The sequence below is a fragment of the bacterium genome, assembly GCA_019912885.1.
GTDB lineage: Bacteria > Lernaellota > Lernaellaia > JACKCT01 > JACKCT01 > JAIOHV01.
On the sequence record JAIOHV010000006.1, the window covers coordinates 1 to 25247 of the forward strand.

Here is a 25247-nt window from a genome sequence, read left to right on the forward strand (position 1 = left end):
GCCATCTTCGCGCCCCGATTCGATATGTCCGTGGGAAAAACGACGTTCGCGGCCATGCCGGTATTTCTCGCGTCCGGCGCGGGATGGGCGCTTCTTGCCGCTTTTGCCGCCGCCGTCGCTGCCGTCGACGTTGACATACGAAACGCGCGCCGTGCCGCCGGGACCGGCCAAATGGAATGGCGCGTTGCGCCCGGCGTAAGCGACCTGTCGCGGCGACTCGCGCCATAACGCGCCATAGCCGCGCCAGGGAAGATCGGCGAGGCCGGCGAACGTCGGCGCGACGAAGTGGCCGCGCGCCGGTCCGCGAATCGCGAACGCCGCGGCGCTCGACGCGCCGAACGCGAGAATCACGACGGCGATAAGCGAGCGAGCGCGAAAAGACGCCAGGACGGCCGCGACGGCGGCGGCAAAAGCGGCAAGAAGCGCCCATCCCGCGCCGGACGCGAGAAATACCGGCATGGCCGCGAACGTCGTTTTTCCCACGGACATATCGAATCGGGGCGCGAAGATGGCCGCGAACGCAATCGCGATCGCTGCTGACGACACGGCCTGGCCTCGGCGTGTTGCGGGCAGCGCCGCAAGCGGCGCGAAACACAACGCGATCGCGAAGACGAGGAATCGATCCTGCGAACTATAAGGCACAAGCGCGTAATGCCAGAGGATGGCGATCGGGCCAAGTCCCGCGATAACGGCAAGCCCGCGATCGCGCCGGCGCGCGGCTTCGAGAAGGCCCGCCACGATGCCCATGGCCGCCGCGGCGGCAAGCAACGGATGGAAGGCGCGCAGCGTCACACCGGCGGCGGTCGCCGCGTCCGGCACGTGAAACGGGCTTGCGAGCATCGCTTCGCGTGTGTAAAGCCCGGGGAAAAGGTCGATGCCGAAAAACCGCACGTGCGCGGGGAAAATCGGGTTGCCGGTCGCCATGAGATTGCGTACGTACCAGGGCGACGCGACGACGACGGCGGCGACAAGGAACGCGAGCGCATCGCCACGGCGAATCCGGCGCCCGGCCTGGACAACCGCCGCGACGACGACAAGCGGCGCGTAAACGATGGCGGCGTATTTCGTTGCCAGCGCCGCGCCTAGCGCGATTGCGGACATCGCGGCCAAAGCGCGGCGCGGCATGCGTGCGAAATCCATCGCGAAGGCAAGGGCGGCGAGCAAAAACGCCCCCATCATCAGATCGACGCCCGCCGTCGCGGACTGGCGCAACGCCCACGGCGAAATCGCGAACAGAATCGCCGGCAGCGCGGCGCGCGGGCCGGTCGCGCCGACGCCTTGCGCGATCATGATTAGCGCGGCGAGCGCGAGCCCGAAAAAAGGCAACTGCCCGGCGCGCGCCAGGGCGTCGATCCCCGCGAGCTTGAAGGACGTGCCCGGCGCCGGGCCGCGCCACGGCGCCATCAGCCAGGCGAACCATAATTCGCCGGACGCGGGCGCGTAGGCCGGCGCGGCGTCGCCAAACGGCGTCTCGATATGTTCGATGGCGCCCCTCGCCAGCCACTGCGCGGGAAAGTGAAGGTGGTAGGTGAGCTCGTCGTATTCCGCGGTCGGGTTCGACAGGCGCGCCGCGAAAAGGCCCGCGTGCGCGCTGATGGCCAGCAGCGCGAGCGTCGTGACAAGAGCAAGTTCGAGGCGGTTGGGCGTGCCGGAGTACCAGGTCGCGGCCACCCGCTCCCTGACGGTCGCGGCCACCCGCTCCCTGACGGTCGCGGCGCTGTTGTCGGTCGCGGCGCTGTTGTCGGTCGCGGCGCGGTGACGGACGATCGCCTCGACGGCGACGGCGGCCGACGCGAGAAGGATGATGTAGGTCGACGCCGATAAGGCGTGCGCGGCGCCAAGGACTCCGCCGGCCAGGTTGACCAACAGGAACGCGATGAGGATCGCGGCCGCCGCGCGCGCCGCGCCGGAAAAGGCGAGCGCCGCGGGCCCGGTGAGGCGGAGCGCCACGAAGACGACGGGCGCCGTCGCGAGAGCGGCGGCGACGGCGTGCGCCGCGAAATAGGACATGGCGCGATCTTGGCACGACGAAACGCGCGCGAACAAGCGGAGTGTGCTAGAAGAGCCGGACTTGCCGGAGCGCCCGATGAGAACCGACCGCTCTCCAAGCGCCATCCTCGCGCTCGTCGTCATTTTGCTTGCGTTGCCGGCCACGAAATACGCGGGCAGCAATGCCGTGAGCCGGTTTGCGACGACGGTGCGCCTCGTCGAGAACGGCACGGCGGAGCTTGGGCCGTACGCGCTCATGACCGCGGACCGCACGGTCGCCGGCGACGCCAGTTATTCCGACAAGGCGCCGGGCGTCAGCCTTCTGCTCGTTCCATTCTACGCGCTCGTCCGCCTTGCGATGCGCGATTTCGATGCCGCGCGCCATCTGACGCGCCTTGTCGCATTCGTACCGATCGTGCTGATGGGCGCCCTGTACGTCTTCCGTCGGTTGAAGACCCTGACGGGTGACGACAGGCTTGCGCGCTCCTCGGCGTTCGTCCTTTTAACCGCCGGAAGCGTTGCGTGGCCGTATCATGCGATGATCTACGCGCACGGTCTTGCGGCCATTGCCGTCGCGGCGGGACTTGCCGCGCTTTTGGCTTATCGGCGAGGCGACGAACGCCCGGCGGCGACGCTTGCCCTCGCGGGGATTTCGTTCGGCGGCGCGATCGCGATGGAGTACCCCGCGGCGGTTCTTGGCGCGATCGCGGGGCTATATCTGATCTCGTTTGAACGCCGGCCGGCGCGCGTGGCGCTGTTTGCCGCGCTTGGCGCGGCGCTGCCCGCCGCGATCATCCTCTTCTACAACGCCGCCGTATTCGGCGATCCGCTGCGCGTCAGCTACGAGCATGTCGCGTCCGAATACTACGCAACGGCCGCCTCGCGAGGACTATTCGGCATCGGCGCACCGAGTCTGTCCGGGCTCGCGCTGATCCTGCTGTCGCCCGCGAAGGGATTGTTCTTCTACAGCCCGGTGCTGATATTCGGCGTTGTCGGAATCGCCCGCCTTTGGCGCGAAAGCGCGCGGGATGCCCTGCTTCTCGGCGGGTCATTTTTCGCCTATGCGCTTATTTTTTCGGGATATTTCGAGGCGGGCGGCGCCGCGTCTCTTGGGCCGAGGCACCTTGTGCCGGCGATCGGCGCGCTCGTCATCGGCGCGGCGTATTTCGTTTCGAAGTCGAACGCGGCCTGGCGCGGCGCGTTTTGCGGGGCGGGGCTTATTTCGGGGCTCGTCGTGGCGTTCGGGACAATGGTCGAACCGCAAATGCCCGATCGCGTCGCCAATCCGCTCCACGAATTCGCGCGACCGATGTTGAAGGCGGGGGTCGGCGCGGGAAACATCCTGGGCCTGCCCGTCGGCGCGGCGGTTTTGCTCGCGATGCTGCTCGTTGCCGCGCTCTGGTTGTTTATCGCCGCGCACGACCGAAGCGCGCCCCGGCGGGCGCTTGCGGGATTCGCGGGCGCGGCCGTCGGTTTTGCGACGTTCTACCTCTTCATGGCGCCGCATCTTGCGCGAACCGATCCCGGCATTCTCCGCCAGGTGATGGCGAATCACTTTTCGATGCACGAGCGTTACGAGGATGCCGTGGCTGCTTACGGCGAGGCGTACGCGGCGCGCCGGGATCCGAATATCCTTTGGTACGGAGCGCGCGCCGCGTGGCGGTCCGGCGACGAGGCCGCGCTGCGCGGGTTCCTGGCGACGCTGCGCCGCGAGCATCCGGATTACGTGCCGCCCGGCGAGGTCGCGGCGGGAAAAGAAAATCCCGCCGAAAGCGACGCCAATTGACAAGCCCCTGCGCATTCGGCACAAAGGAAGCGAGTTCAAAGCACCAGCGCCGGGTGGAGGCCCCAGGTGGCGGATTTTCTCGAAGTCACGGTTTTTGGAAGAAAAATCCCGCTGAAGGCGGGCCGCGATGACGCGGAATACGTGCGTCGCGTCGTCGACTTCGTGAACGAGCACCTGGATGACGTTCAGCGGCGGCAGCCGGGGTTGTCCGACGTGACCGTCGCGATCCTGGCGGCGCTGGACATCGCCGACCAGTGCCTCTCCACGCGGGAGCGGCAGCGATCCGCGTTCGCGCAGATCGAGGAGCACTGCGACGAGGTGCTGAGCTACATCGACTCGAAGCTCTGACGGGCTTCGCGTCGGTTTTGACAAGAAAAGATGTGTCCCCTGCGGCTCTCGTGATCTGCAGGTGTGTTTGAGCCATCTCTGACGTAAGGGGCTTTGCTCCCTGCGGCCAGACGGCACGTCCCCTCGCAAGAGCGGATACGCCCGAGACCGCAAACCGAGGCCCGCCTGTTGTTGTTTTACAACAGGTTCAAATACTGGCAGACACGGTTTTCGCGGGGGGCATGTTTCGATGCGAATGCGCGCGGTGGTGCCGCGCGCTGGTAGATAAAAACCTCGGGGCGAAATTCCTCAGGGGTGACCGGGAGTCCGAAACCGACTAGCGATCCGGCGCAAGCCGGATCTAAAGATAACGATCGCGCACCTCGCGGCACGATAACGCGGCCGTGCGCGGTCCCGCCTTTTGTCGGCGGCGCCTTTGCGCGCATGGCGCAACGCGCCCGGACTTCCTGTTGATTTCGCCCTGATTTGGAGTCGCGTCGCGCGGATCGTCGCCGTGCGCGGATAACACCGCCGCGCCGGCCTGGGACGTTTCGCGCGTTGCGTAGGAGGCATCCATGAACGGTGGCTTCATTGTCGCCCTGATCGCCATTGTCGTGGCGCTCGGCGGCGGCGGGGCGGCGGGATATTATCTCGCGCGAACCGCCGGCGCGCGGCGCGTTCGCGAACTCGAGCTTCTGGCCGAACAAACCAGCAAGGAATCCGAGTCGCGTCAAAAAACGTTGACCAAGGATTTTGAACTGCGTCTCAAGGACGAGCAGCTTCGTCTGAAATCGGCCTTCGAGAACGAGGCGCAAGCATCCCGCGATCGCCTCAAGCATCAGGAACAGCGTGTCCGCCAAAAAAGCGAGATCGCCGACCGCAAGGCGGAGACGGTGGACAAGAAAGAGGTCGAGGTCGGGCAGCGCGAACGCACGCTGATCGTCCGCGAGCGCGCGCTGGTGCAGCAGGAAAAGAAATACCAGGCGCTCGTGGACGAGTGGATGTCGAAGGTCGAGCGCGCCAGCGGTTTCACCGCCGGTGAGGCGAAAAAGCAGCTCATCGACACCATGCTCTCGGAGGCCAAGCACGAGGCGGCCAAGACGATCCGCGAGATCGAGGAAGAAACGCGCGAAAATTCGGAGAAGAGCGCCAAAAAGATCATCGCGCTCGCGACGCAGCGCCTGGCGGTCGAATACAACAACGAGGCGTCGGTTTCGGTGGTGCATCTCCCGAGCGAGGACATGAAGGGCCGCATCATCGGCCGCGAGGGGCGCAACATCCGCGCGCTCGAGGCGGCGACCGGCGTCGATTTCATCGTGGACGACACGCCCGAGGCGGTCATTCTGTCGGCGCACAATCCGGTGCGCCGCGCGGTGGCGCGATTGTCGCTGCAAACGCTCATCCAGGACGGGCGCATCCATCCGGGCCGCATCGAGGAAGTCGTCCGCAAGTGCGAGTCGGATATTGAAAAAGAGATCTGGCAGGCGGGCGAGCAGGCGACATTCGACGTCGGCGTGCACGGCATCCATCCGGAACTCATCAAGCTGCTCGGGCGCCTGAAGTTCCGCACGAGCTATTCGCAAAACCAGCTCAGCCACGCCATCGAGGTGTCGTTCATCGCGAGTATCATGGCCGCGGAGCTTGGGGTGAACCAGAAGCTCGCCAAGCGCGCGGGCCTTCTGCACGACATCGGCAAGGCGGTGGATCACGACGTGGAGGGCTCGCACGCGCTCATCGGCATGGACCTCGTCAAGAAGTACAACGAGCATCCGGACGTATGCCACGCCGTCGGCGCGCACCACGAGGACATCAAGATGGAATCGACGCTCGATATCATCACGCAGGTGGCCGATGCGCTCTCCGGCGCGCGTCCCGGCGCCCGGCGCGAGATGTTTGAGTCGTACATCAAGCGGCTCACGGACCTGGAGCGCATCGCCAGCAGCTTCACCGGCGTCGAGAAGACGTTCGCCATCCAGGCGGGCCGCGAGATCCGCGTCATCGTCGAATCCGACAAGATCACAGATGACGACAGCGTGGTGCTGTCCAAGGACATCGCGAAGAAGATCGAGGAGGAGATGGTCTATCCCGGCCAGATCCGCGTCGTTGTCATTCGCGAGAGCCGCGCGGTGGATTACGCGAGGTAGGAGAAACGTCCGTCGAAAAACCACGCACCAGCTCTGACTTTCGAAAGCGCGGGCCTATGGGGTTCGCGTTTTTCGTTGGCGCTGTTCGTCGGCACCTTTTGCCGACTTGGTACGTCGCATTGACGATATTCTTTTCGATGTTTCTCGTTTCCTACCACATCGAGGACCGCGCCTTGATCGGGCACATGACGGCGGCGCTATGGCTGGGAATGTCGGCGGACGAACTCGTTGCAGTGACAGGCACTCCAATCTCTCGAAATGCCGACATTTGTCGCCGCTCAATACGCAGGGATTGTCCGTGGTGCGAATCTGCACGCACCGATTTTGACGCATGCGTCGTTTACAGAGACCGCACGTCTATCGTATCGATGCAATGCGTTGCGCTCGTCAAAGACGCAGTGTTCATGGAACTGATATGCACGTGCCAATGAAAACGAATGCCAAGAACGGAACCTCGAAGAAATTGCTAAAAGTGCTCGTCGTAATTTTCGTGGCTCCGCCCGCCGCCTTCGTCACTGCACTTATTATTGAATCCGCGCTTTATGGAGGAGTTTCGCAACCGCATCTTGGCCAAAAAGATTTCCGAATAAACCAGACTCGCGTAGCCATCACCGAAAAGTTCGGTGAAGCCGCCACGACGATTCAAGGTGCGGGTGCGTGCATCGACGCGGCGCGGCGGATCACAGGAAGGGCGCTTTCGTCGAAATCAGCGGAATATTGCCTGGTGTATCCGCGTTTTCTCGGCGAACATTCCGGACGCCGGTGTTTCCTCGCCTTTAACGCGGAAGACAGATTGCTCGAAGCCGTATGCGGCGACCGCCACGAGAAGCGTCCCGGATTTTAGTTCCACTCCCCCAGTTGCCGCGGCGGCGTCCAGCCGCCGAAGCGGCGCTCCAGTTCCATCGCCACCGCGACGCACAGATGGTCGTTGCCGTGCCTGGCGATGACCTGTACGCCGGTGGGCACGCCTTTTTTGTTCAGGCCGAGGGGCACCTGCGTCGCGGGGAGTTCGAGCGTGTTGATGATCCCCGTGTATACGAAGTTGAACGGCGCCACGAGCGGAAGGTAGTGCAGCGGCGCGGGCGAGCTGTACGACGGGAAAAGCATCACCCCGTCGTCGCCGAGTGCATCCGCGATCTCGTCTTTCAGGCGCTGGCCAAGTTCAAAGAAACGCTTCATCCGCGCGGGGAACGCTTTTTCGATCGACTCCGTCGCCGCGAGCATCAGTGTGGGCAGCGTGTGCGGCGACTTCCGCAAGATCCAGCTCGGAAGCTCCGCGAAGGCGTTCATGGCCTTGCCGTTGCCCAACAGTTCCGCGAACGACGGGCCTCCCGCCAGGGTGAGCGTCGAGCCCCAGATGTTGAACGATTTGCCGAGGTCCTTGAAGCGCGTTTTTTCCACCGCCGCGCCAAGCGAGCGCAAGTGCGTCGCCACGTCGCGCTGAGCGATGCGCAAATCGTCCGAAACGGGCGTGTGGCCGTTGTCGGGCACGTTCAGCACGCGCAGCTTCGCCACATCGACGGCGTGCGGATCGCCGACTTCCCACGGCACGCAGGAAAGGTCTTCGCCGTCGGGTCCGGCGAACGCCTTGACGAGCGTCCAGAGATCCTCCGCGCGCCGGGCGATCGGGCCGGTCGAGAGGCTGCGCAGCGCGTGGCCGTGCGCCATGGGGTATTGCCCCGTCGCGGGGATCATCGTGCCGGTCGCCTTGTGGCCGAAGACTCCGTTGAAAAACGCGGGCAGGCGGATCGATCCGCCAATGTCCGCGCCGAGTCCGAAGGGGGAGGAGCCCGAACCGATCAGGGCGCCCTCGCCGCCGGAGCTGCCGCCGACGATGCGCGTGGGGTCGTACGGATTGTTTGTACGGCCGTAGATGCGGTTTTCCGTCTCCATCCACATGCAGAGTTCCGGCACGTTCGTCGTGCCGATGGGGATCGCTCCCGTGGCGAGCAGGCGCGACACGCACGTCGCGTTTTTGGTCGCGATCATGTTTTTTCTGGCGACGAGGCCGGATGTCTGCGGAAACCCGACAAACGCGAAATTTTCCTTGATGGAGCAGGGCACGCCGAAAAAGGGCGGCAGGCCGTCCGTGCCTTTTTCGCGGATGCGCGCGTCCGCGGCGCGGGCTTCCTCGCGGGCCTTGTCGAATCGCAACTGGATGATGGCATTGATCGTCGGATTCACGCTTTGCGCTCGCCGGATGTGCGTCTCGACGATATCCTCCGAGGAGGCGGCCCCGTCGCGGATCAGGCGCGCGAGCGCGGTTCCGGATTTCAGCAGATATTCGTTCATGGGATTCACGTCCGAGGGTTTGGCGGCGTCAAAATGACGCGCCGCGACACAAAGCGGAATCTACGCTGAACGGCGATTCAGGAAAAGGGCGCAATGCCCCCGGCGCGGAAAAAACCCGCGTCAGACGGCGCGGCCGATCACCCGGCGCAGGTGATCGTTCAGGAACGTGCCCCGCGGATCAAACCGTTCGCGCACGGCGAGAAAGTCGTTCCAGCGGGGGTACAGGCGCGCGAAATCGGCGGCGGTCCTCGTGTGGCACTTTCCCCAATGCGGCCGGCCGTCGAATGCGCCCATACGCGCCTCGAAATCGTGGAAGAAATCGTCCCACGGCATGCCGTGGTGCTGGAATGCGCCGAGGTAACAACTGTCGCGGCCGTGCGCCGGCGAGAGCCACGGCGCGTCACCGCGCACGAAACGCACCTCGAGGATGAAGCCGATGTCGCGGTCGTGCTCATCGACGCACGCCTGCCTTGCGAGGATCGCCTCGCGCGCGTGTTCGATCGGCACGGCGTATTCGGATTCCCAATGGCGGGTGCGTACCCGGAAGTTGAATACGCGGTCGCTGCGATCGACGTATTCGATTGTTTTCGGCGAAACGGCGGCCAGCAGCCTGTGAAAGGCGCGCACGCGGCGCGGCTTCGGCGCGCAGGCGGCCAAGCCAAGGTCGACGATGTAGTTGCGCACCAATTCGCGGTGAATCAGGCGGTTGACCCGATGGCCACGCGGTTTTTCGTCCGTGCGGTTTTGCCGGAAGACCAGGGCGTAGTCCGTGTGTGGCAGGCACCAGAATTTGAAATGTTCGTTATCGCGCACGTAGGCGTCGAGATTCGCGAGCACCTCGTCAACGGTCAGCATTTCCTCGACGCAATGGACATTGAACGCGGGCACGCACTCCATTGTCACTTCGGACACCACGCCGAAAAGGCCAAGCGAGCAGGCGGCCGCGTGCAGCAATTCTCCGTCGCTCTCATCGATGCGCACGATCTCACCGTCGCCGGTGACGATCGTCAGGCCGCGCACGAGGTCGGAGAGCGTGCCGAAGCCGATGCCGGAACCGTGCGTCGCCGTGGAGATAAGCCCGGCAACGCTCTGCACGTCGATGGAACCGAGGTTCGCGAGCGCCACGCCGTGCGCGGCGAGCATCGCGTTGAGTTGCGCAAGACGCAGGCCGCCCTCAACGGTGAATCGCCCCGCGTCACGATCGACGAAAAGCAGCCGCTGGTGGCGGTCCAGGGTGATAAGTTCGCCGTCGCAGCGCGTCGCCTCCGACCAGGAGTGCCCGCCGCCAACGACGCGCACGTGGGCTTGAGAGGCCGCGGCGCGCCGCACGATGTCGCGGATTTCGGATTGCGTGCGCGGGCGGTGAAACGCGCGCGGGCGATTGACGACGTTGCGCGGCCAGTTCGTCCAGACGGGATCCACGAACCTACACTATGTTTCGATCGCGCCTGCCGTCTACCGCCGCCACGCGAGAAAGCGCCTGAACCATTTCGCCACGGACGGCGTGAAACGCGTGCGATTGTAGGCATCCGCCGCGCGCTTGATGGCCTCGGCCTGCGTGGGGTAGGGGTGGATAACGCTCGCGAGGCCGCCAAGGCCGATGCCGTGCACCATCGCGGTCGTGATTTCGCCGATCATCTCGCCCGCGTGGCGCGCGACGATGGTGGCGCCGACGATCTCGTCCGTACCCTTTTTCACGCGCACTTTCACGAAGCCGTCCGTCTCGCCCTCGGCCATCGCGCGGTCGTTCTCGGCGAGGTCGTGGCGATAGGTGTCGATCGCGATGCCGCGCTCGGCAGCCATCGACTCGGTCAGGCCGATCGCGGCGATTTCCGGATCGGTGTAGGTGCATCGGGGGATTTGCAGCGCGGAGAGTTTTTTGCTCCCGAAAAACAGCGCGTTCTGGATGACGATGCGTGCGGCGGCATCGGCGGCGTGCGTGAATTTCTGCTCCATGCAGATATCGCCTGCGGCGAAGATGCGTTTGTTCGATGTGCGCAGCGCGTCGTCGACCTTCACGCCCGTTCGCGGATCGTACGCGACGCGCGCGGCCTCGAGATTCATCGTATCGACATTCGGCTTGCGGCCGACGCCGACAAGAATCTCATCGACGTTCAGAATCGATTCGACGCCGCCGCGATCGAGCGTGAGCGCTTTTCCGTCGCCGTCGGAGGCAACGCGCGACAGTTTCGTGCCGAGGCGCACGTCGATGCCTTCCGCCTGAAAACGCGAAAGCAGAAGGCGCGCCGCGTCCGGGTCCTCGCGCAACAGAAATTGATCCATCGCCTCGACGATCGTCACCTCGGACCCCAGGCGCCGGAAAGCCTGGGCCAGTTCGCATCCGATCGGCCCGCCGCCGAGCACCGCGAGCCGGCGCGGCAGGCGCGTAATGTTGAAGACGGTCTCGTTGGTCAGGAAGCCGGCCTCGGCCAGGCCCGGGATCGGCGGCGTTGCGGGGCGCGCGCCCGCCGCGATGACGGCGCGCGAAAAGCGCAGTGTACGGCCATCGACGTCGATCGCGTCGGGCGCGCTGAAACGCGCGGTCCCGATGAAAACGTCCACGCCGAGGTCGCGGTAGCGCGCGGCGGCGTCAACCTTGCTGATATCCGCGCGAACACGGCGCACGCGCTCCATGACGCGCGCGAAATCGATTCGCGGATCGCCGGCGGATACGCCAAAACTCGCGGCGTCGCGAATGTCCCTGGCGGCGCGCGAACTTCGGATGATCGTCTTGCTCGGAACGCACCCGACGTTCAGGCAGTCTCCTCCCAGGAGGTGCTTTTCGATGAGCGCGACCTTTGCGCCGAGCCCCGCCGCCCCGATCGCGGTGACGAGTCCGGCCGCGCCGGCGCCGATGACGACAAGGTTGTATTTCGGCGCCGGTGTCGGATTGATCCAGTCGAGCGGGCGGACGTTCGCGATGAGACGTTCGTTCTGCTCGTCGCGCGGCTCGATCGGAAACGCGGGCGACCCGGACATTACGGCCATGGTGGTGGTTTGCGTCATGCGTCGTCTCCATCGGCCTCGATCGACACGCCGGCCGCTTTTTCCTTCTCCTGCAACTTCTTTTTCGCCGCGCGGACGATGAGGACGAGCACGCCGATGGCCGCACCGAATACCGCGACGAGCGCCCAGGGAATTTTGCCCTGTTCAAGGCCCCTCGTGACCGCGTCCGCGCCGACGACGTACAGCACCGTGCCCGGAATCATGCATACAAACGACCAGAGCGCGTAAGTCAAAAACGTAACGCGCGTCAGGCCGAATCCGTAGTTGAGCAGGTTGAACGGGAAGACAGGCACGAGCCTTGTCAGCGCGACGATGATCGCGCCGTGCGTTTCGGTGAGGCGATCAAGCTTCCTGAATTTCTCGTTCTTGCCGAGCCAGGCGGCGATGGCGTCCCGCGCGAAGTAGCGCGCGACAAGAAACGCCAGGCACGCGCCGAGCGTTGCGCCGACAATGACACTCGCGACGCCGACGACGGAGCCGAACAGCCCGCCCGCCGCGATGGTCAGCGCCGAGCCGGGGATCGCCGCGACGGTTGCGACGGCGTAGATCAGTACGAACACGACTGGGCCAAGCCAGCCGAGCGCGTCGATGAAGCCGCGCAGCCTGCCGAGCTGCGCGCCGATATCAAAGACGTACGAAAGGACGAGCACGGCTATCACCGCGGCCATGAGCGCGATCGGGCGCCAAGCGGACGCCTTGCGCGCGGACGGCGGTGCGTTGGGGTTCATGGTGTCGATCATGCCTTCTCCCGATCGGCGTGAAAACCGTTGCGCCGGATCGTCGAAGGATACGCGCGGGCAGGCGCGGGCGTTTCCGGCAAATCGCGGTTGACGGAGTGCGCGAATTTGCCGACGCTCATTCCTCGATGCTTTCCGTCGATACCGACTCCTTTGAGCACGCGACCGTGCCGACAAGCACGCTGCGTTTCCATGTGGTGCGCAAGGGCGACGGGCCGCCCGTCCTGATGCTGCACGGCTTTCCGGAGCACTGGTTTGCCTGGCGCTATCAGATCGACGCGCTCGCCGGCGCGGGCTTTCGCGCGATTGCGCCGGACCTGCGCGGCTACAACCTCACCGAGCGTCCGCCGAACAAGATCGACTACTCGATGGACCATCTATGCGCGGACGTGGATGCGCTCATCGACGCGCACGGCGGCGGGCCGGTGCACCTGGTCGCGCACGACTGGGGCGGAGGCGTCGCGTGGATTTACGCGGCGCGCAAGCCGGAGCGTTTGCGATCGCTCTCGATCATGAACGCGCCGCACCCGCGCGTCTTTCTGCGGCACGTTCTGACCAATCCGCGCCAGATGCTGCGCTCGTGGTACATGCTGTTTTTTCAGATCCCGCGCGTGCCGGAGTGGTTTTTCCTGCGCGATCCCGGGAAAGAGACGGAAAAGATGTTTCGCGGCTGGGCGCGGCGCAAGGAGATGTTCCCGGACGAGGTGATCGCCAAGTTTCGCGACGCGATGACGCAGCCCGGCGCGTTGACCGCGGGGATCAATTGGTACCGAGCGGTGCTTCCGGATCGAAAGAGCTTTCGCGAGGTGCGCGGCTTCCCGAAGATTCGCGTGCCGACGCTTGTCATCTGGGCGGGCAACGACCGCGCGCTCGGCCCGGAGCTCGTTGACGACATCGACAAGCAGATCGACGCGCCTTGCCGTCTGCATCGGATCCCCGGATGTTCGCATTGGGTGCAGCAGGAGGAGCCGGAGGAAGTGAATCGCGTGTTGATCGAATTTCTGCGCGAACAGGAGGCGGCCCGCTCATGAACAACGAGCCGATGATCGCGACGCACAACGATTTCGACGGGCTTGTGTCCGCGGCTCTGGTGTCGATCTGGAGCGGCCTCGACGCGTATTTTTTCACAAGCCCGACGCAGGTGCGCAACGCGCCGCTCGACCCGACGGACATCGTTTGCGACCTGCCGCATCCGATGCGCGAGGTCCGCGCGTGGTTCGATCATCACCCGGGCAATCTCGACGAGGCGAAAAAGCTCGGCCTGTCGATCGGCGAGGGCGCGGCGTTCGAGGCGCCGTCGGCCGCGCGCGTGGCGTTCGACCATCTGCGCGACAAGGCGGCGTTCCCGCCGTTCATGGAAAACACCGTTATCGACGCGGACAAGATCGACAGCATGGATTACGCGTCGATCGACGAGTGGCTCGCGGATTCGCCGGCGAACCTGGTGAACCGCGCGATCTACCTGCCGACGGAGGACTTCAAGACGGCGCGCGCGTTCATGATCTGGCTGACGCGGCGTTTTCGCGATACATCCGTCGCCGCGATCGCCGCGATGCCGGAGATAACCTCGCGCCTTGCCGAATACGAATCGAGCAAGAAGAGCTTCGCCGAAATCGTTCGCAAGCTCGGGCGCGTGCGTGGAAAACTGCTCGTGCTCGATTTTTCGGATATGCGCAGCGCGCCGCGGTTTTCGCGCAACCTGGCCTACGCCGTCCATCCGGAGGTGGATGCGCTCGTGACGGTGACGGCGCAATATCAGCAGAATCGCAAGACGAACGACCTGCGCGTTTCCGCCGCGCTCAATCCGTTCAAGAGGCAGGAGTCGCCGCCCGACCTCGCGTCGTTCATGGAAGATCGCGGTCTCGGCGGTGGACATCCCGCGGCGGCGGGCGGGATCATCCGAAGCGCGTCGAAGGACGAGCGGATCAAGAAGCTCGACGCGTTTTTGTCCGAACTGGCCGATGAATTTGGCGGTTAGGATTTGCCGAGCAGGCGCGCGCGAATGCGGTTGACGAAGGCGTCCGCGGCCAGCTGCGTCATAACATCCGTATAGACCGAAAATGCCACGAAAAAGCGTGAATCAAACGTGTAGGCGACAAAGCCGTGTCCCATGTTGTCGTCCACGGCGAAGTTCACCATGTAGTCGAGAATCTCGAGGTTCGCCGCGCGGGTGATCTCGCTGTCGCTCGTGACGCGCCCGTCCACGCGTCGCGGCCAGAGCACGCCGACGTTGGAAAGCATGAAGGTCATCGGCTGCGAAAACAGCTTGTGGAGCTTCGGCGCGCGTTTGGCGTACGGCAGAAAGCTCATGAAATAAAGCAGCCAGCCGAGCATGCGCAGATTGGCGTAGGCGCGGCCGGTTTCGGTGGCGCGCTTTCGCCGCGCGACGAACAGCCCGGTCATCGTTCGCTCGTCCAGGCGTTCGTCGCGCGTCAGTTCGACGTTGATCGACGTGGAATAGTTCATGCGCCAGTCGCGCACGTCGGCGTCCGTGCGGACATTGACGGGAATCCAGATGGAGTGCGTTCCGGGAGGCGTGCCGAGGTCTTCGTCCATGATGCGCGCGATCGAGACGCACACGAAATCGTTGACCGTCGCACCCGCGGCTTTGGCGCGATCGCGCAGAAGGCGCGTTTCGTTTTTGTCGAGCAGGATATACGCGACGTGGCGGCGCGAGCTTGTGACGCGCGTCGGAGGCGTGTAGCGGATGATGGGATGCTTTTTGTGCAGACGCGACTCGCGCGCCATCTCGACGATCGAATGCCGAAGGCTCGCGGCGGGCGCGGCGCGGCCGGTGGAGACCATGTCCTCGGTGTCGGCCCACGCGGGATGCTCGCCGGTCAACGTCTGATGATAGCGGGCCAGCAAGATGCGGATGAGCGGAAACATCGTGCCGGCGTCGGAGCCGACATGATGAAAGTAGAAAACGATCGCATCGTACCCGTCGGAGAAACGCGCGAGGTACAGGCGAAACGAGGACTCCGCGAACAGGTCCATGGGCGTGAGGTATTCGGGTTCAAACGCCCGGCGAAGCGCGTCAAAACGCCCGAGCGGTTTTTCGCCGGGTTCGGCGATATCGACAACACGCACCCGTGGCGGCGTGTCGAGCGGGACGCGGGCGAGTTTGTGGCGCAGGCCGGCCTGTTCTTCGGAAAGGCGGCAGTTGAGGCCGGGGAAAATGCGGACGATTTCGTCCAGCGCGGCCTGCAAGGCATCGAGGTCGACGCGGCCCCGCACGGAGAGATAACAGTACCCGCCGCGCGGCACGCCGGGCGAATCAAGGACGCTCATCGCCTCGCTGACCGGGCCGAGATATTTGCGGAACCGAACGTCGGTCATCGGGACGCCCTGACTTCACTTATCGTGGGAGTATGTCGATAAAAAACGCCACCCGGTCGCGTCCGGCGGCCCGCGGCGATGGACACGCTAACCGAGCTACGTTAACCTCCGCAAGCTTCGAAATTCCGGATTTGGGACCCTATGCATCGACCCATCCGGCGCGGCGTCGCGCGCGGCGCCCGCGCGCTTTACGTGCCGGCGGTGATCGTCCTTTCGCTTGCCCGTTCGGCGGCGGCGCAGGACGCGTGGGATCTCATCGACGAGGGTGCGTTCACGCCTCGCGCGGTTCTGTCCGGCGATTTTCAAAGCCGCACCACCGCGGACCTCGTCGCCGACGACGCCTTCGAGGATTTTGTGACGACGCGTGAGTTGCTCTTCGCGCGAGCCCTGTTCAACACAGCGCCCAACCTTTCCGTATTGCTGTCGGGCATCGTCGATTACGAAATACGTGGCAACCGCGATTTCGAGGGAAACGGCGCGACGTTCGAGCCGCGCCTTGAGGAATTGTACGCGGATGTGCACGTCGGGCAGGTGGATTTGCGGCTTGGTCACCAGATCGTGACGTGGGGGAGGACGGATGTCGTCAGCCCGACGGATACCGTAAACTCCTGGGATCTGCGTCGCGCGATCGACACCGAGCTTGGCCACGTGAAGATCCCGAACCTCATGGCCAAGGCGGATTACTACGTGGGCCCGTGGCGCTTCGAGGCGATCTACATCCCGTTTTTTGCGCCCGCGCGCGTCGATCTCATCGGCGGCGACTTCGCGCCGTTTGGAAACCGCGTGCCGATCGAACAAGCCGTCGGTTTCATGCAGGAGACCGAGGAGGGGCGGCGCTTCGTGCGTTTCGCGGACGCGTGGTTTCCGGACTGGCGCGACGAGCTCGCCGATGAGATTTCGCGCGGCGAGATGAACGGTGTCTATCCGATGCCGGACGCCGAGCCGGAAAACGGCGAGCTCGCCGCGCGCGCGAGCCTGATCTCCGGGCCGGTCGGCGCGTCCGTTTCGTACATTTACGGCCTGGATGACGTGCCGACGTTGTACCTCAATCCCGTCATTCGCGATCTCGTGCTCGAATCGGAGGAGCTCTCCGTCGAGGCGATCGGCGACCTGCTCGGCGACGCCGAGCCGCTGCCGCTGTTCGAGACGCGCTACGAGCGGCGCCATCAATTCGGCGCCGATTTCGCGGCGAATCTGGGGCCGTCGGTCGTGCGCGCCGAGGGAGTTCTGCAAACGCCCCGTCATCTCTACACGGACGAGCTGCGCATCGTCGAGCGACCGGCCGCGATCTACACCGCCGCCGTGGATTACACGTTCTCCTTCGACCTTCTTATCAACGCGCAGGTCTTGCAGATGTTCACGCTCGGCGACACGGACGATTTGCTGACCGACCGCGCCTATACTTTTTTCATCGCTTACGCGCGGCAGACGTTTTTCGAGGACAAACTCGAGGTGTACGCGCAGCTTCTCTACAACCTCTCGGAGCTTGATCGCGAGGACTGGAACGACGGCGATGTGTTCGGCGAGGACATGCAATTTTCCACCAAAACGAGCTACGACATCACGCCGGACCTTGAGATCGGCGCCGGCGTGATCGCGTTCGGCGGGCCGGAAGGCCGGCTGTTGTCGTTCGCGCACGAACGCAATTTCGCGTTCGTCGATGGGAAATACAGTTTCTGATGCGCGGCATTCCACGAATTTCCATGCGCCTGTTCATCGCGGTCGCGATCGCGTTCGCGGCGACGTTCGCCGCGATCCGAGCGCACGCCCAGACAAACCAGGCGTTTGAGGAATATGGCGTCGGGCCGCGCGATGCCGCGATGGGAAACGCCTACACCGCCGTCGCGGACGATTTCGCGGCCGCGTTCTACAACCCGGCGGGGCTGTATCAAACCGAAGGCGCCAACATGACGTTCGGCTGGAAATACTTGCAGCCGGAATTGACGATGAAGATGCCGGGATTCGACGAGAAGAAATTCACGGATTTTCAGCCGACCTCCTGGTTTCTCTACGGATTCACGTGGGATCTGCACGCGCCGCGGCTCATCAATCCCAAGGTCACGGATCGCGTTTCCTTCGGCGTCGCGTTCGCGATCAGCGAATACGTTCATTCGTATTCGAATTATTACGACGAGCACACGCCGTACTTTTTCCGCTATCAGGACCGGCCCGTCGCGCTTTTATCGCTCTACATCGCGGGGGCGTTCCGCATCACGGACTGGCTCGCGGTCGGCGGCGGTGTCGTCATCGCGCCTTCGTACACGTACATCGACGCGCGCGTGCGCACGGACATCTACCTGCCCGACGGGCGCGATGAATCGACGCAGGGGCTTGTCAATCGCTCGTACTCCATCGCGGAGCCCGTGCTCGGCGTCATCGCGCGTATCCCCGTGCTGGGCGAGAAGGACGGCGTTCGCGTCGGCCTGTCGTGGCGCGATGAGGTGAAGGTCATCGACGGCAAGGGCCGCGCGCTCAATCGCATCATCGTGCACGCACCGGGGGACGACGGCGGCATCACGCCCACGCCGCCGCAGGATGTGCCGGTGACGACGCTGTCGGGTTTTTCGCCGATGCAGGCAACGGCGGGCGTGTCGGTCAAGGCGTGGCGCGGCGCGCTTCTGGCGAACGATACGATCTACAAACGCTGGTCGCGCTTTAAGGGCTACTTCCTGACGGAGCCCGATCCGAAATTCGGCGACACGCTGCAAAATCGCACGGGCGTCGAGCAGTCGTTTTTTCCGGACGCGGGCTGGATCGAATCCTGGTCGCTGCGCGCCGGCGGTTATTACGAGCCGTCGCCCGTGCCGAGCCAAGACGGCGTCTGGAATTTTCTCGATAACGACAAGACCGTTGTGTCGGCGGGAGGCGGCGTGCGTATCGGTGATGTGCTCGGCGTCATCAAGACGCCGGTGGATATCGACGCGAACGTGCAGGTGCACTTGCTCGCGGACAAGACGATTCAGAATGACAACGATCCGAGCTTTCCCGAGATCGAGACCGGCGGCGCCCTTTGGTCCGGCGCGATCGCGGCGAAGCTCACGTGGTGAGGAGGCGGTCATGAGAAAAATGCGTTGGGTGTGGGCGGCCGTATTGCTGCTGCCCGTCTTCTTCGGAACGCACTGCGCCGAGGGCGAAACACCGGAAACGGTCGTCGTGCCCGTGGGAGAGCCGGACTACGGCGGCGACGACCCGTACGACTCCGGCGGCGACCTTGGATGCGGGTCGGAAACGGGGGCGATCACCGCGGACGCGATCGGCGGCGAGGACGGCTGGGTCGCGATCGTGTTCGTCGGCGAGCGCGACGTGTGGGCGTTCATGCTCTCCGCCGATGAAACGACGGCGCTGCGCGTCAGCCTTTCGGATTACTTCCCCGGCGACACGTGGCAAGACATCACCCGGCGAGACGTGGACGCGCTTCACGCGGAGCTTTGCGCTTCGCCGGGCGAACGCACGGAGCGCGCGGGCGCGCTGCGGGCGCTGTTTGGCGAGGTGCTCGGCGAACGCATGGCCGAGATGTCCGCCGAAGCCTGCGAGGACTAAACGACGATGCGCCGAACCGTCCTCCTCGCCCTGCTGATGCTGTTTGCGCGGCCCGCGTTCGCGCAGATGGAGCAGATCTACGAGGACTTCGGCGTCGGTCCGCGCGACATGGCGATGGGTAACACGGGCACCGCCTCGGCGAACAACTATGTGGCGTCATTCTACAATCCGGCCGCTCTCGTGCGCGCGCGCGGTCTGGCGCTCGACATGGGCTACAAGGGCGTGCATCCCGATCTCCACATGAAGATCGGGCGTCACGGCAGCAAGGCGTTCACGGATTATCCGTCCACGAACCTGTACCTCGTCGGACTTTCCTGGAACATGGAATTGAAGGGCCTTCTCGCCACGGACTTCATGTCGCGATTCACCGTCGCGCTTGCGGCCGGGTTTTCGGATTACTTCAAGAGTTTTACGGTCTACTACGATCCGGATACGCCGTATTTCTACCGCTACCACGACCGCTATCTGAACCTCATCCCGATCTATTTTGGCGCGTCGTTTCGCTTGTTCGAGTGGCTCTCCATCGGCGGGGGACTCGTGCCCGCGCCCGCGGATACGAAGGTGGATGTGTCGGTCGAGACGAACATCGGCGCGCCGGAATACGAATTCGCCGCGACGCAAAGCACCGTCACGCGCGCGAAGGGCAAGCTCGAACCGCTCGCCGGAATTCTCGTGCGCGTGCCGCTTGACGGCGAGCCGGATCGCCTCTCGTTCGGGCTCGTGTGGCGGGATCAGGTCTCCACCGCCGATGGCCTTGGCGAGGCGCGAAACTACACGACGGTGTTTTTCAACGGCGACGTCATCAAGCTTCCGAACTCGACGACGCCGATCCTGACGCTCACGGGTTGGTCGCCGATGCAGATTGCCGGCGGCATCGCGTGGAGGCCGCTGTCGAATGCGACGTTGACGGGCGACCTGCTGTGGAAGCAATGGTCCAAGTGGAAAAACTTCTTTCTGGAGCATCCCGACCCGCGTTTCCGGGATACGTGGAACGCGCGCTTCGGCGGCGAATACGTTTTTGAATTCGATCGCGATGTCTTGAAGTCGATCGCCGCGCGCGCCGGCGCGTATCGCGAAAACTCGCCCGTGCCGGACCAGAACGGCGAAAGCAATTATCTCGATCCTGACAAATGGGTGTTTTCCGCGGGCGGCGGCGTGGACCTGAAGGACCCGTGGGAAATCTTCCCGCAACCGGTGAAGTTCGCGATTGCCGGCCAGTGGCACAAGATGGATCGCATCCACCTTTCGAACGACCGAGATCCGGACTTCCCGGCGCTCGACGCGTGGGGCGACGTGTACAGCGTGTCGGCGACTGTCGGGATTTCGTCGCGATGAGTCGTAGACGCTCGAGCCGTTGTCATCCTGAGCGAAGCGAAGGATCTCGCCGCGCTCCACCAACACGCGTCCTGTCCTGCCTGTCCGTTCTGTCCATCGTGTCCATTCTGTCCATGGCGCCTTTGGCGAACGCGCAATCCGCCGATCGATCCTGCCGCGATTTCATAAACGAAGGCGTCTCGCATTTTGCGCTCTATCACGAATCGCGTACGCACCTCGATGCGGCGCGCGCGGCGTACCGGCGCGCGTCCGAATCCGGCGATTGCGCGTATGAAGCGCATTGGCGGATGGCAGAGCTGGAAATCGGCGCGGGTTACGGCCGCGATAAAGCCGAGCGCGTCGCGATGGCCGAACGTGGCGTCAAGGCGGCGAAAAAGGCCATCGAGCTGAACGCAAACGGAAAGGAAGGGCACTACTTCTACGCGATCAATCTCGGCAGCAAGGTCGAGGTGAAAGGCGCGCTGACGCAACTGCCGAGCGTGCGTGTCATCAAGAAAGAAAACGAACGCGCGCTCGAAATCGACCCGAACTACGGGCCCGCAATCCTTGTGAAGGCGCGCTTTTTATCCGACATGCCCGGACTGTTCGGCGGCGACGACGCGCAGGCGGAAGCGCTTTTTTTGCGCGCCATCGAAACGGCGCCGCGGTTCGAGGCCGCGTACATCAGTTATGCGGAATTTCTGGTGAAGAAAAAACGCCCTGGCGACGCGCTTGCCGTCATCGACAAAGTGCTCGCGCCGGAATTCGATCATCCGTACCCGTCCACGTGGGCGGATTACGAGCGCTTGCAGGCACTGACCTTGCGGGAAACGGCGCGCTCGGCGAGTCAGTAGCGATCCGTTTGATTCAAGAATCGCTCGGTGAAATATTCGTCGTCCACCGCTTTTCGTTCGCTGTCGATGACCTGGATGATCGTGCGGTGTTCGCGCTGCACGTCGTTCATGACCATCTTTTTCATGAGCCAGCCGTCGCCCTGGCGCGTGACGTCGTGGACGGTCTTCACTTTTTTCAGGTTGCCGTCGCGGTCGTAGTATTCCGTCTTCACGGGGATGAAGTTGTCCTTGCGGATCCAGTTCACCATCTTCGCGTAACCGGTGCCCGAATTGGGATCGGGCGTCGTTTCGACCTTGTACGTTTCCGCGCCATCGATCGTTTCTTCGCCGGCGAACGTGTGCGTGCCCGTGTCGGGATCGAGCGCCTCCAGGTCGCCAAACGCGAAGTCGGTCCCCATGTAGCTCTGGTTGCGCTGCGCGGTGCTGATCGTGCGGATGCGCTTGAGGTCGGGGATAAAAATCTTCATGTCGTCGTCACGGCCCGCGTTTTCGACCATCAGGAATTTCGTGCCCTTGGTTTCGTCCGGCGCGAGGAACGTCGTGACCGAGCGCGTCAGACCGCCTTCGGTTTTCGTGCGCGTCACGAGTTTTTGTGAAAGCGTCTCGCCGCGTTTGTTCTCGAGCGTCATCTCGATCTTGTTGACGGTGGCGCCGGTCTGTTGCGCGTCGCGCGATTTGGCGATGATTTCCTTGCCCGATAGTTCGGCGCGGGCGGGCGCCGCGAAAAGTAACGCCACGCAGAAGGCCGCGAGAAGAGCCGCAAATCGAGAGAATTGAAGATTGAAGAATGACGATTGGAGATTGGTCATGAGACTTCCCCCGCCGGGTTGGCTTGCGCTTCGATCGGCGCGCCGCCCGCGCGTACGAAACGTGGATCGAAGACGGCCAGCAGCACGGCCAGGATCGTAACCGCCGCGGCGAAACTTGTGAACATGTTCAACGAGATCATCACGCCCATGTGGCGGCTCGGCGGAAATTCGCTCGCCAGCAGCACCAGGAATCCGCCGATGACGACCGCCGCGTTGAAGAAGATCGCCTTGCCGGCGGTGCCCATCGTGGTTTCGACGACGGACGCGATGTCGCCCGACGTGCGTCGCATGAATCGGTATTTCGCGATGAAGTGAATCGCGTAATCGACGCCGACGCCGATGCCGATGCACGAGGTGATCGCCGTCGCCGGTTCTAGCGGAATGCCGAAAAGACCCATCACGCCGAAGTTGACGAGCGTCGCGATGGAAATCGGCACGATGTTGAAAACGCCGGCGACAAGCGAACGGAACATGATCGCGGTGATCGCAAAGACGCCCGCGATCGACAGCAGGATCGACCACACCTGCCCAAAGACAAGGATGTCGGTCAGCTCGACGAGAACGACGCCCATGCCGCCGACTTGCGGCGTCACGTCGGAGAAGGCGCCGAAGTGCTTTTCCATGAGCTCTCGGATGCGCGCAACCGCCCGCCCGACGGTTTTTGTCGATGTCGTCATCAGGCGCACGCTGATCGCCGTCTCGTCGCGAGCGTAGTTGATCGACTTGTCGAGGTTGTCGCCGGTATAGAGCATCAGATACGTGCCGGCGAGATTGCGCGTGGGCGGGACGACGCGGTTTTCCTCGCCGCCGCCGGACATCGCCATGTGCATCATCTTCAGCAGATCGACGACGCTCGCCGTCGCGCCGACGATCGGATCGGCCTCCAACTCGCGCTGAAACGCGTCGATCGCACGCAGGACATCGGGCTCGAGAAAACGTTTTTCCGTCCCGGAGGCGAGCGTCACGTGCACGGTCATCGCGCCGGAGAACAGGCGGTTGATGACGTCCGTCGAGATCGGAATCGGGTCTTCCTGATTGAAGTTCGCCATCGGATCGGAATCCACGTTGAGCCTTGAGACGAGCGCGGCGGACGCCAGGACGACAACGGTGCCGGCGGCGAGAACGACCGCACGCCGCCGGAAGACCGTAACGCCGACGCGGTCGAACATCTTGTCCGCGTTCGCCCACCAGGTGATCGCGTAACGCACGGCGGGCTTTTCCCGCAGCGAGAGCGCGGCGGGGATGAGCGTCAGGGAAAATACCATCGCCGCCATCACGCCGAACGCGGTGAAAACGCCGGTGTGAAAGATCGGCCGCATGTCGCTTGTCAGAAGCGAAAGAAACCCGACCGCGGTCGTCAGCGAGGTCATCACGACGGGCGACCCGAGTTCGAGCATCGTTCGCCGCGCGATGTCGCGGGAAAAATCGTTTGGGTGACGGCGCGCGCCTTCGTCGAATCGCGTCACGATATGAATGCCGTCGGCGACGCCGATCGCCATGATGACGATGGGGACGATCGTCGTCATGGGGTAGATCGGGATGCCGCACCAGGCCATGAGACCCATCGCGCAAACGACGGAAAGGAGCACGACGGCAAGCGGCAGCACCACGCCGCGCACGCTGCGGAAGATCGCGGTAAGCGTCAGGATGATGACGAGCGAAACGAGCGGCATCATCTTGGCCATGTCGCGCTCGACGTGGATGCCGATGACGCCCTCGATGACCGGCTGCCCCGTCACGTAAAACGTCTCCGGCCCCGGGGGCAGCGCGTCGAGAAGATCGCGCACGTCGAAGTAAACCTGCGCCTTGTTCGCGGCGGGCGTCAGCGCGCCGAAGACCAGCGTGCCGGCGCCGTTTCTGGAGACGAGCGACCCGTAAAAAAACGGATTGCCGCGCACGGCTTCGCGCAGCGCGTTCATCTGTTCGTCGTTCGCGGGCACAGCCTCCGCGAGCGGCGCGACCGCGAACCCGCCCTCGTCGGCGACGATGTTCTCCGCGGAAAAGACCGAATACACCTTGGCCGGATCGACGCCGCGAACTTCGGCGAGCCTGTCGCCGATCGTCTTCACGCGCGCGAGTGTTCCCGCGTCGTAAATCGATCCGCCGTCCTCGCGCACGACCGCGATCGTGATCGCGTCTTCAGCGCCGAACACCTCCTCGATGCGCTCTTTCGCCAACACCGCGGGGTGCCCCTCGGGCAGCATGTTCTCGACGTTCGCATCGGCGACAAGGCGCGTTAAGCCCGCGGCGAACGGCGCGGTGAACGCCAGGCAAAGCGCGATCGTGATGACGGGGCGCGTCGTGATCCAGGTAAAAAGGCCGGTCATGGAGATCGCGTGCTTTCGGATTCCGCTCGGAAAGGTTCGCGGAAATCTAGGAGAAAGGCGGCGTGTTGTATAGCGGGCATGGTGCTACATTCGAATGCGCATGAACGGCACCTCGCCCATCGAAGAAACGATTTCGATCCGGCCGGCGCGCGCCCAGGAGGCGCCCGCGATCGCGCCGCTCGTTTTCGCTTCGGGTCCGCGCGTTTACCGGCGCATGATGCGCGGCGACGATGCGATCGCGGTCGAGCGGCTGTCGCGGCTGATCGCGCGTGCGGGACATTTGCTTGGACATCAAAACATCCTCGTCGCATCGATTGGACGGGACGCAATCCGGGGAGCGGCGCTCGTTTACGACGCCAGACAGGAAAAACGCGAGGGCATGCGCCTTGTTCGCGAGATCGCGCGCGTCATGCCCGCGACGTCGTTTGGCGCGTCGCTCGCGTTCATGCTCGCGATGACGCGAGTGACCGCGTCGATCGCCGACGGCGCGCTATATCTCGCGGCGTTTGGCGTCGCGCCGGACATGCGCGGCCGGGGGATCGGCGCGCGGCTCATCGACGCCATGCGCGACGCGGCGATAAAGCGCGGGTTATCGCTTCTCGAAGCGGACGTGGATATCGATAACGAGCGCGCGATGGCGTTCTACCGGCGACTGGGATTTGAGATCGCGAAAACGAAACCGGCGGGTTTGCTGCGCCCGATGCTGGGGTTTCCGGGTCATCATCGGGTGCGCGTACGCGCGGACGACATTCGCGCCGAACGACAAATGTAGGGGCGCGACAC

General features: G+C 64.1%; 20 protein-coding genes and 1 other RNA gene. 13 read left to right on the forward strand and 8 right to left on the reverse strand.

Going from position 1 to position 25247, the window contains the following annotated elements; genetic code table 11:
* Nucleotides 1-2010, reverse strand: a 2010-nt coding sequence (locus K8I61_00280) for a hypothetical protein (protein ID MBZ0270442.1), incomplete at its 3' end; no start/stop codon positions are given.
* 76 nt (nucleotides 2011-2086) lie between these two features.
* Between K8I61_00280 and K8I61_00285 the strand changes: the two genes are divergently transcribed.
* The 5 genes from K8I61_00285 (at nucleotide 2087) to K8I61_00305 (ending at nucleotide 7090) form a co-directional block, all read left to right on the forward strand.
* The gene (locus tag K8I61_00285; GenBank protein ID MBZ0270443.1) at nucleotides 2087-3775 is read left to right on the forward strand and encodes a hypothetical protein; all 1689 of its coding nucleotides are present in this window, start codon (nucleotides 2087-2089) and stop codon (nucleotides 3773-3775) included.
* Nucleotides 3776-3841: 66 nt separating this feature from the next.
* On the forward strand, nucleotides 3842-4123 hold the full coding sequence (locus K8I61_00290; protein MBZ0270444.1) for a cell division protein ZapA: 282 nt from the start codon (nucleotides 3842-3844) through the stop codon (nucleotides 4121-4123).
* Between the two features lie 33 nt (nucleotides 4124-4156).
* Nucleotides 4157-4346, forward strand: a non-coding RNA gene (gene ssrS / locus K8I61_00295) — 6S RNA.
* Between the two features lie 331 nt (nucleotides 4347-4677).
* Entirely contained in the window at nucleotides 4678-6246 is a 1569-nt protein-coding gene (gene rny / locus K8I61_00300) for a ribonuclease Y (GenBank protein ID MBZ0270445.1), read from the forward strand.
* Between the two features lie 415 nt (nucleotides 6247-6661).
* Nucleotides 6662-7090: a hypothetical protein gene (locus K8I61_00305; protein MBZ0270446.1), complete on the forward strand. Its 429-nt coding sequence runs from the start codon at nucleotides 6662-6664 to the stop codon at nucleotides 7088-7090.
* Here the strand turns inward: K8I61_00305 and K8I61_00310 are convergent.
* The 4 genes from K8I61_00310 to K8I61_00325 all read right to left on the reverse strand — a co-directional run bounded on the left by K8I61_00310 (nucleotide 7087) and on the right by K8I61_00325 (nucleotide 12284).
* Nucleotides 7087-8538 carry an amidase gene (locus K8I61_00310; protein MBZ0270447.1) on the reverse strand — a complete coding sequence of 484 codons (1452 nt, stop codon included), beginning with the start codon at nucleotides 8536-8538 and terminating at the stop codon, nucleotides 7087-7089. The two genes, K8I61_00305 and K8I61_00310, sit on opposite strands and share 4 nt — an antisense overlap.
* Before the next feature lie 120 nt (nucleotides 8539-8658).
* A complete protein-coding gene (locus K8I61_00315) occupies nucleotides 8659-9960 on the reverse strand; it encodes an FAD-binding protein (protein ID MBZ0270448.1) in 1302 nt (433 codons plus the stop codon).
* Nucleotides 9961-9993: 33 nt separating this feature from the next.
* The gene (locus K8I61_00320; GenBank protein MBZ0270449.1) at nucleotides 9994-11517 is read right to left on the reverse strand and encodes a mercuric reductase; all 1524 of its coding nucleotides are present in this window, start codon (nucleotides 11515-11517) and stop codon (nucleotides 9994-9996) included.
* 23 nt (nucleotides 11518-11540) lie between these two features.
* The gene (locus K8I61_00325; GenBank protein MBZ0270450.1) at nucleotides 11541-12284 is read right to left on the reverse strand and encodes a TVP38/TMEM64 family protein; all 744 of its coding nucleotides are present in this window, start codon (nucleotides 12282-12284) and stop codon (nucleotides 11541-11543) included.
* A 95-nt stretch (nucleotides 12285-12379) separates the two neighbouring features.
* Here K8I61_00325 and K8I61_00330 point away from each other — a divergent pair, with 95 nt between their 5' ends.
* Together K8I61_00330 and K8I61_00335 are read left to right on the forward strand one after the other, a co-directional pair.
* On the forward strand, nucleotides 12380-13312 hold the full coding sequence (locus tag K8I61_00330) for an alpha/beta hydrolase (GenBank protein MBZ0270451.1): 933 nt from the start codon (nucleotides 12380-12382) through the stop codon (nucleotides 13310-13312).
* Nucleotides 13309-14259 (forward strand): hypothetical protein, encoded by a 951-nt coding sequence (locus K8I61_00335; protein ID MBZ0270452.1) that lies wholly within the window; start codon nucleotides 13309-13311, stop codon nucleotides 14257-14259. The genes K8I61_00330 and K8I61_00335 overlap by 4 nt, the downstream gene beginning before the upstream one ends.
* Here the strand turns inward: K8I61_00335 and K8I61_00340 are convergent.
* Nucleotides 14256-15620, reverse strand: a complete 1365-nt coding sequence (locus K8I61_00340) for a hypothetical protein (GenBank protein ID MBZ0270453.1) — start codon at nucleotides 15618-15620, stop codon at nucleotides 14256-14258. The genes K8I61_00335 and K8I61_00340 overlap by 4 nt on opposite strands.
* Nucleotides 15621-15761: 141 nt before the next feature.
* Here K8I61_00340 and K8I61_00345 point away from each other — a divergent pair, with 141 nt between their 5' ends.
* The 5 genes from K8I61_00345 (at nucleotide 15762) to K8I61_00365 (ending at nucleotide 21328) form a co-directional block, all read left to right on the forward strand.
* Nucleotides 15762-17300, forward strand: coding sequence for a hypothetical protein (locus K8I61_00345; GenBank protein MBZ0270454.1), 1539 nt, complete (start codon nucleotides 15762-15764; stop codon nucleotides 17298-17300).
* A 23-nt stretch (nucleotides 17301-17323) separates the two neighbouring features.
* On the forward strand, nucleotides 17324-18667 hold the full coding sequence (locus K8I61_00350) for a hypothetical protein (GenBank protein MBZ0270455.1): 1344 nt from the start codon (nucleotides 17324-17326) through the stop codon (nucleotides 18665-18667).
* A gap of 10 nt (nucleotides 18668-18677) precedes the next feature.
* Entirely contained in the window at nucleotides 18678-19160 is a 483-nt protein-coding gene (locus tag K8I61_00355; protein MBZ0270456.1) for a hypothetical protein, read from the forward strand.
* 6 nt (nucleotides 19161-19166) lie between these two features.
* Nucleotides 19167-20495 carry an outer membrane protein transport protein gene (locus tag K8I61_00360; protein MBZ0270457.1) on the forward strand — a complete coding sequence of 443 codons (1329 nt, stop codon included), beginning with the start codon at nucleotides 19167-19169 and terminating at the stop codon, nucleotides 20493-20495.
* A 287-nt stretch (nucleotides 20496-20782) separates the two neighbouring features.
* Entirely contained in the window at nucleotides 20783-21328 is a 546-nt protein-coding gene (locus K8I61_00365; GenBank protein ID MBZ0270458.1) for a TRAP transporter TatT component family protein, read from the forward strand.
* Here K8I61_00365 and K8I61_00370 read toward each other — a convergent pair.
* Nucleotides 21322-22065, reverse strand: a complete 744-nt coding sequence (locus K8I61_00370) for an outer membrane lipoprotein-sorting protein (protein MBZ0270459.1) — start codon at nucleotides 22063-22065, stop codon at nucleotides 21322-21324. The two genes, K8I61_00365 and K8I61_00370, sit on opposite strands and share 7 nt — an antisense overlap.
* A gap of 68 nt (nucleotides 22066-22133) precedes the next feature.
* Entirely contained in the window at nucleotides 22134-24464 is a 2331-nt protein-coding gene (locus tag K8I61_00375) for an MMPL family transporter (protein MBZ0270460.1), read from the reverse strand.
* Between the two features lie 100 nt (nucleotides 24465-24564).
* Here K8I61_00375 and K8I61_00380 point away from each other — a divergent pair, with 100 nt between their 5' ends.
* Complete coding sequence (locus tag K8I61_00380) at nucleotides 24565-25236, forward strand: GNAT family N-acetyltransferase (GenBank protein ID MBZ0270461.1); 672 nt, start codon at nucleotides 24565-24567, stop codon at nucleotides 25234-25236.
* The last annotated feature ends 11 nt before the right edge of the window (nucleotides 25237-25247 follow it).

Bases quoted from the DNA above. Each gene is read 5' to 3' on its own strand.
- K8I61_00285 (MBZ0270443.1), top strand. From the start codon at position 2,087: ATGAGAACCGACCGCTCTCCAAGCGCCATCCTCGCGCTCGTCGTCATT.
- rny (MBZ0270445.1), top strand. From the start codon at position 4,678: ATGAACGGTGGCTTCATTGTCGCCCTGATCGCCATTGTCGTGGCGCTC.
- K8I61_00305 (MBZ0270446.1), top strand. From the start codon at position 6,662: ATGCACGTGCCAATGAAAACGAATGCCAAGAACGGAACCTCGAAGAAA.
- K8I61_00310 (MBZ0270447.1), bottom strand. From the start codon at position 8,538: ATGAACGAATATCTGCTGAAATCCGGAACCGCGCTCGCGCGCCTGATC.
- K8I61_00320 (MBZ0270449.1), bottom strand. From the start codon at position 11,517: ATGTCCGGGTCGCCCGCGTTTCCGATCGAGCCGCGCGACGAGCAGAAC.
- K8I61_00325 (MBZ0270450.1), bottom strand. From the start codon at position 12,284: ATGATCGACACCATGAACCCCAACGCACCGCCGTCCGCGCGCAAGGCG.
- K8I61_00335 (MBZ0270452.1), top strand. From the start codon at position 13,309: ATGAACAACGAGCCGATGATCGCGACGCACAACGATTTCGACGGGCTT.
- K8I61_00340 (MBZ0270453.1), bottom strand. From the start codon at position 15,620: ATGACCGACGTTCGGTTCCGCAAATATCTCGGCCCGGTCAGCGAGGCG.
- K8I61_00345 (MBZ0270454.1), top strand. From the start codon at position 15,762: ATGCATCGACCCATCCGGCGCGGCGTCGCGCGCGGCGCCCGCGCGCTT.
- K8I61_00350 (MBZ0270455.1), top strand. From the start codon at position 17,324: ATGCGCCTGTTCATCGCGGTCGCGATCGCGTTCGCGGCGACGTTCGCC.
- K8I61_00355 (MBZ0270456.1), top strand. From the start codon at position 18,678: ATGAGAAAAATGCGTTGGGTGTGGGCGGCCGTATTGCTGCTGCCCGTC.
- K8I61_00360 (MBZ0270457.1), top strand. From the start codon at position 19,167: ATGCGCCGAACCGTCCTCCTCGCCCTGCTGATGCTGTTTGCGCGGCCC.
- K8I61_00365 (MBZ0270458.1), top strand. From the start codon at position 20,783: ATGGCAGAGCTGGAAATCGGCGCGGGTTACGGCCGCGATAAAGCCGAG.
- K8I61_00375 (MBZ0270460.1), bottom strand. From the start codon at position 24,464: ATGACCGGCCTTTTTACCTGGATCACGACGCGCCCCGTCATCACGATC.
- K8I61_00380 (MBZ0270461.1), top strand. From the start codon at position 24,565: ATGAACGGCACCTCGCCCATCGAAGAAACGATTTCGATCCGGCCGGCG.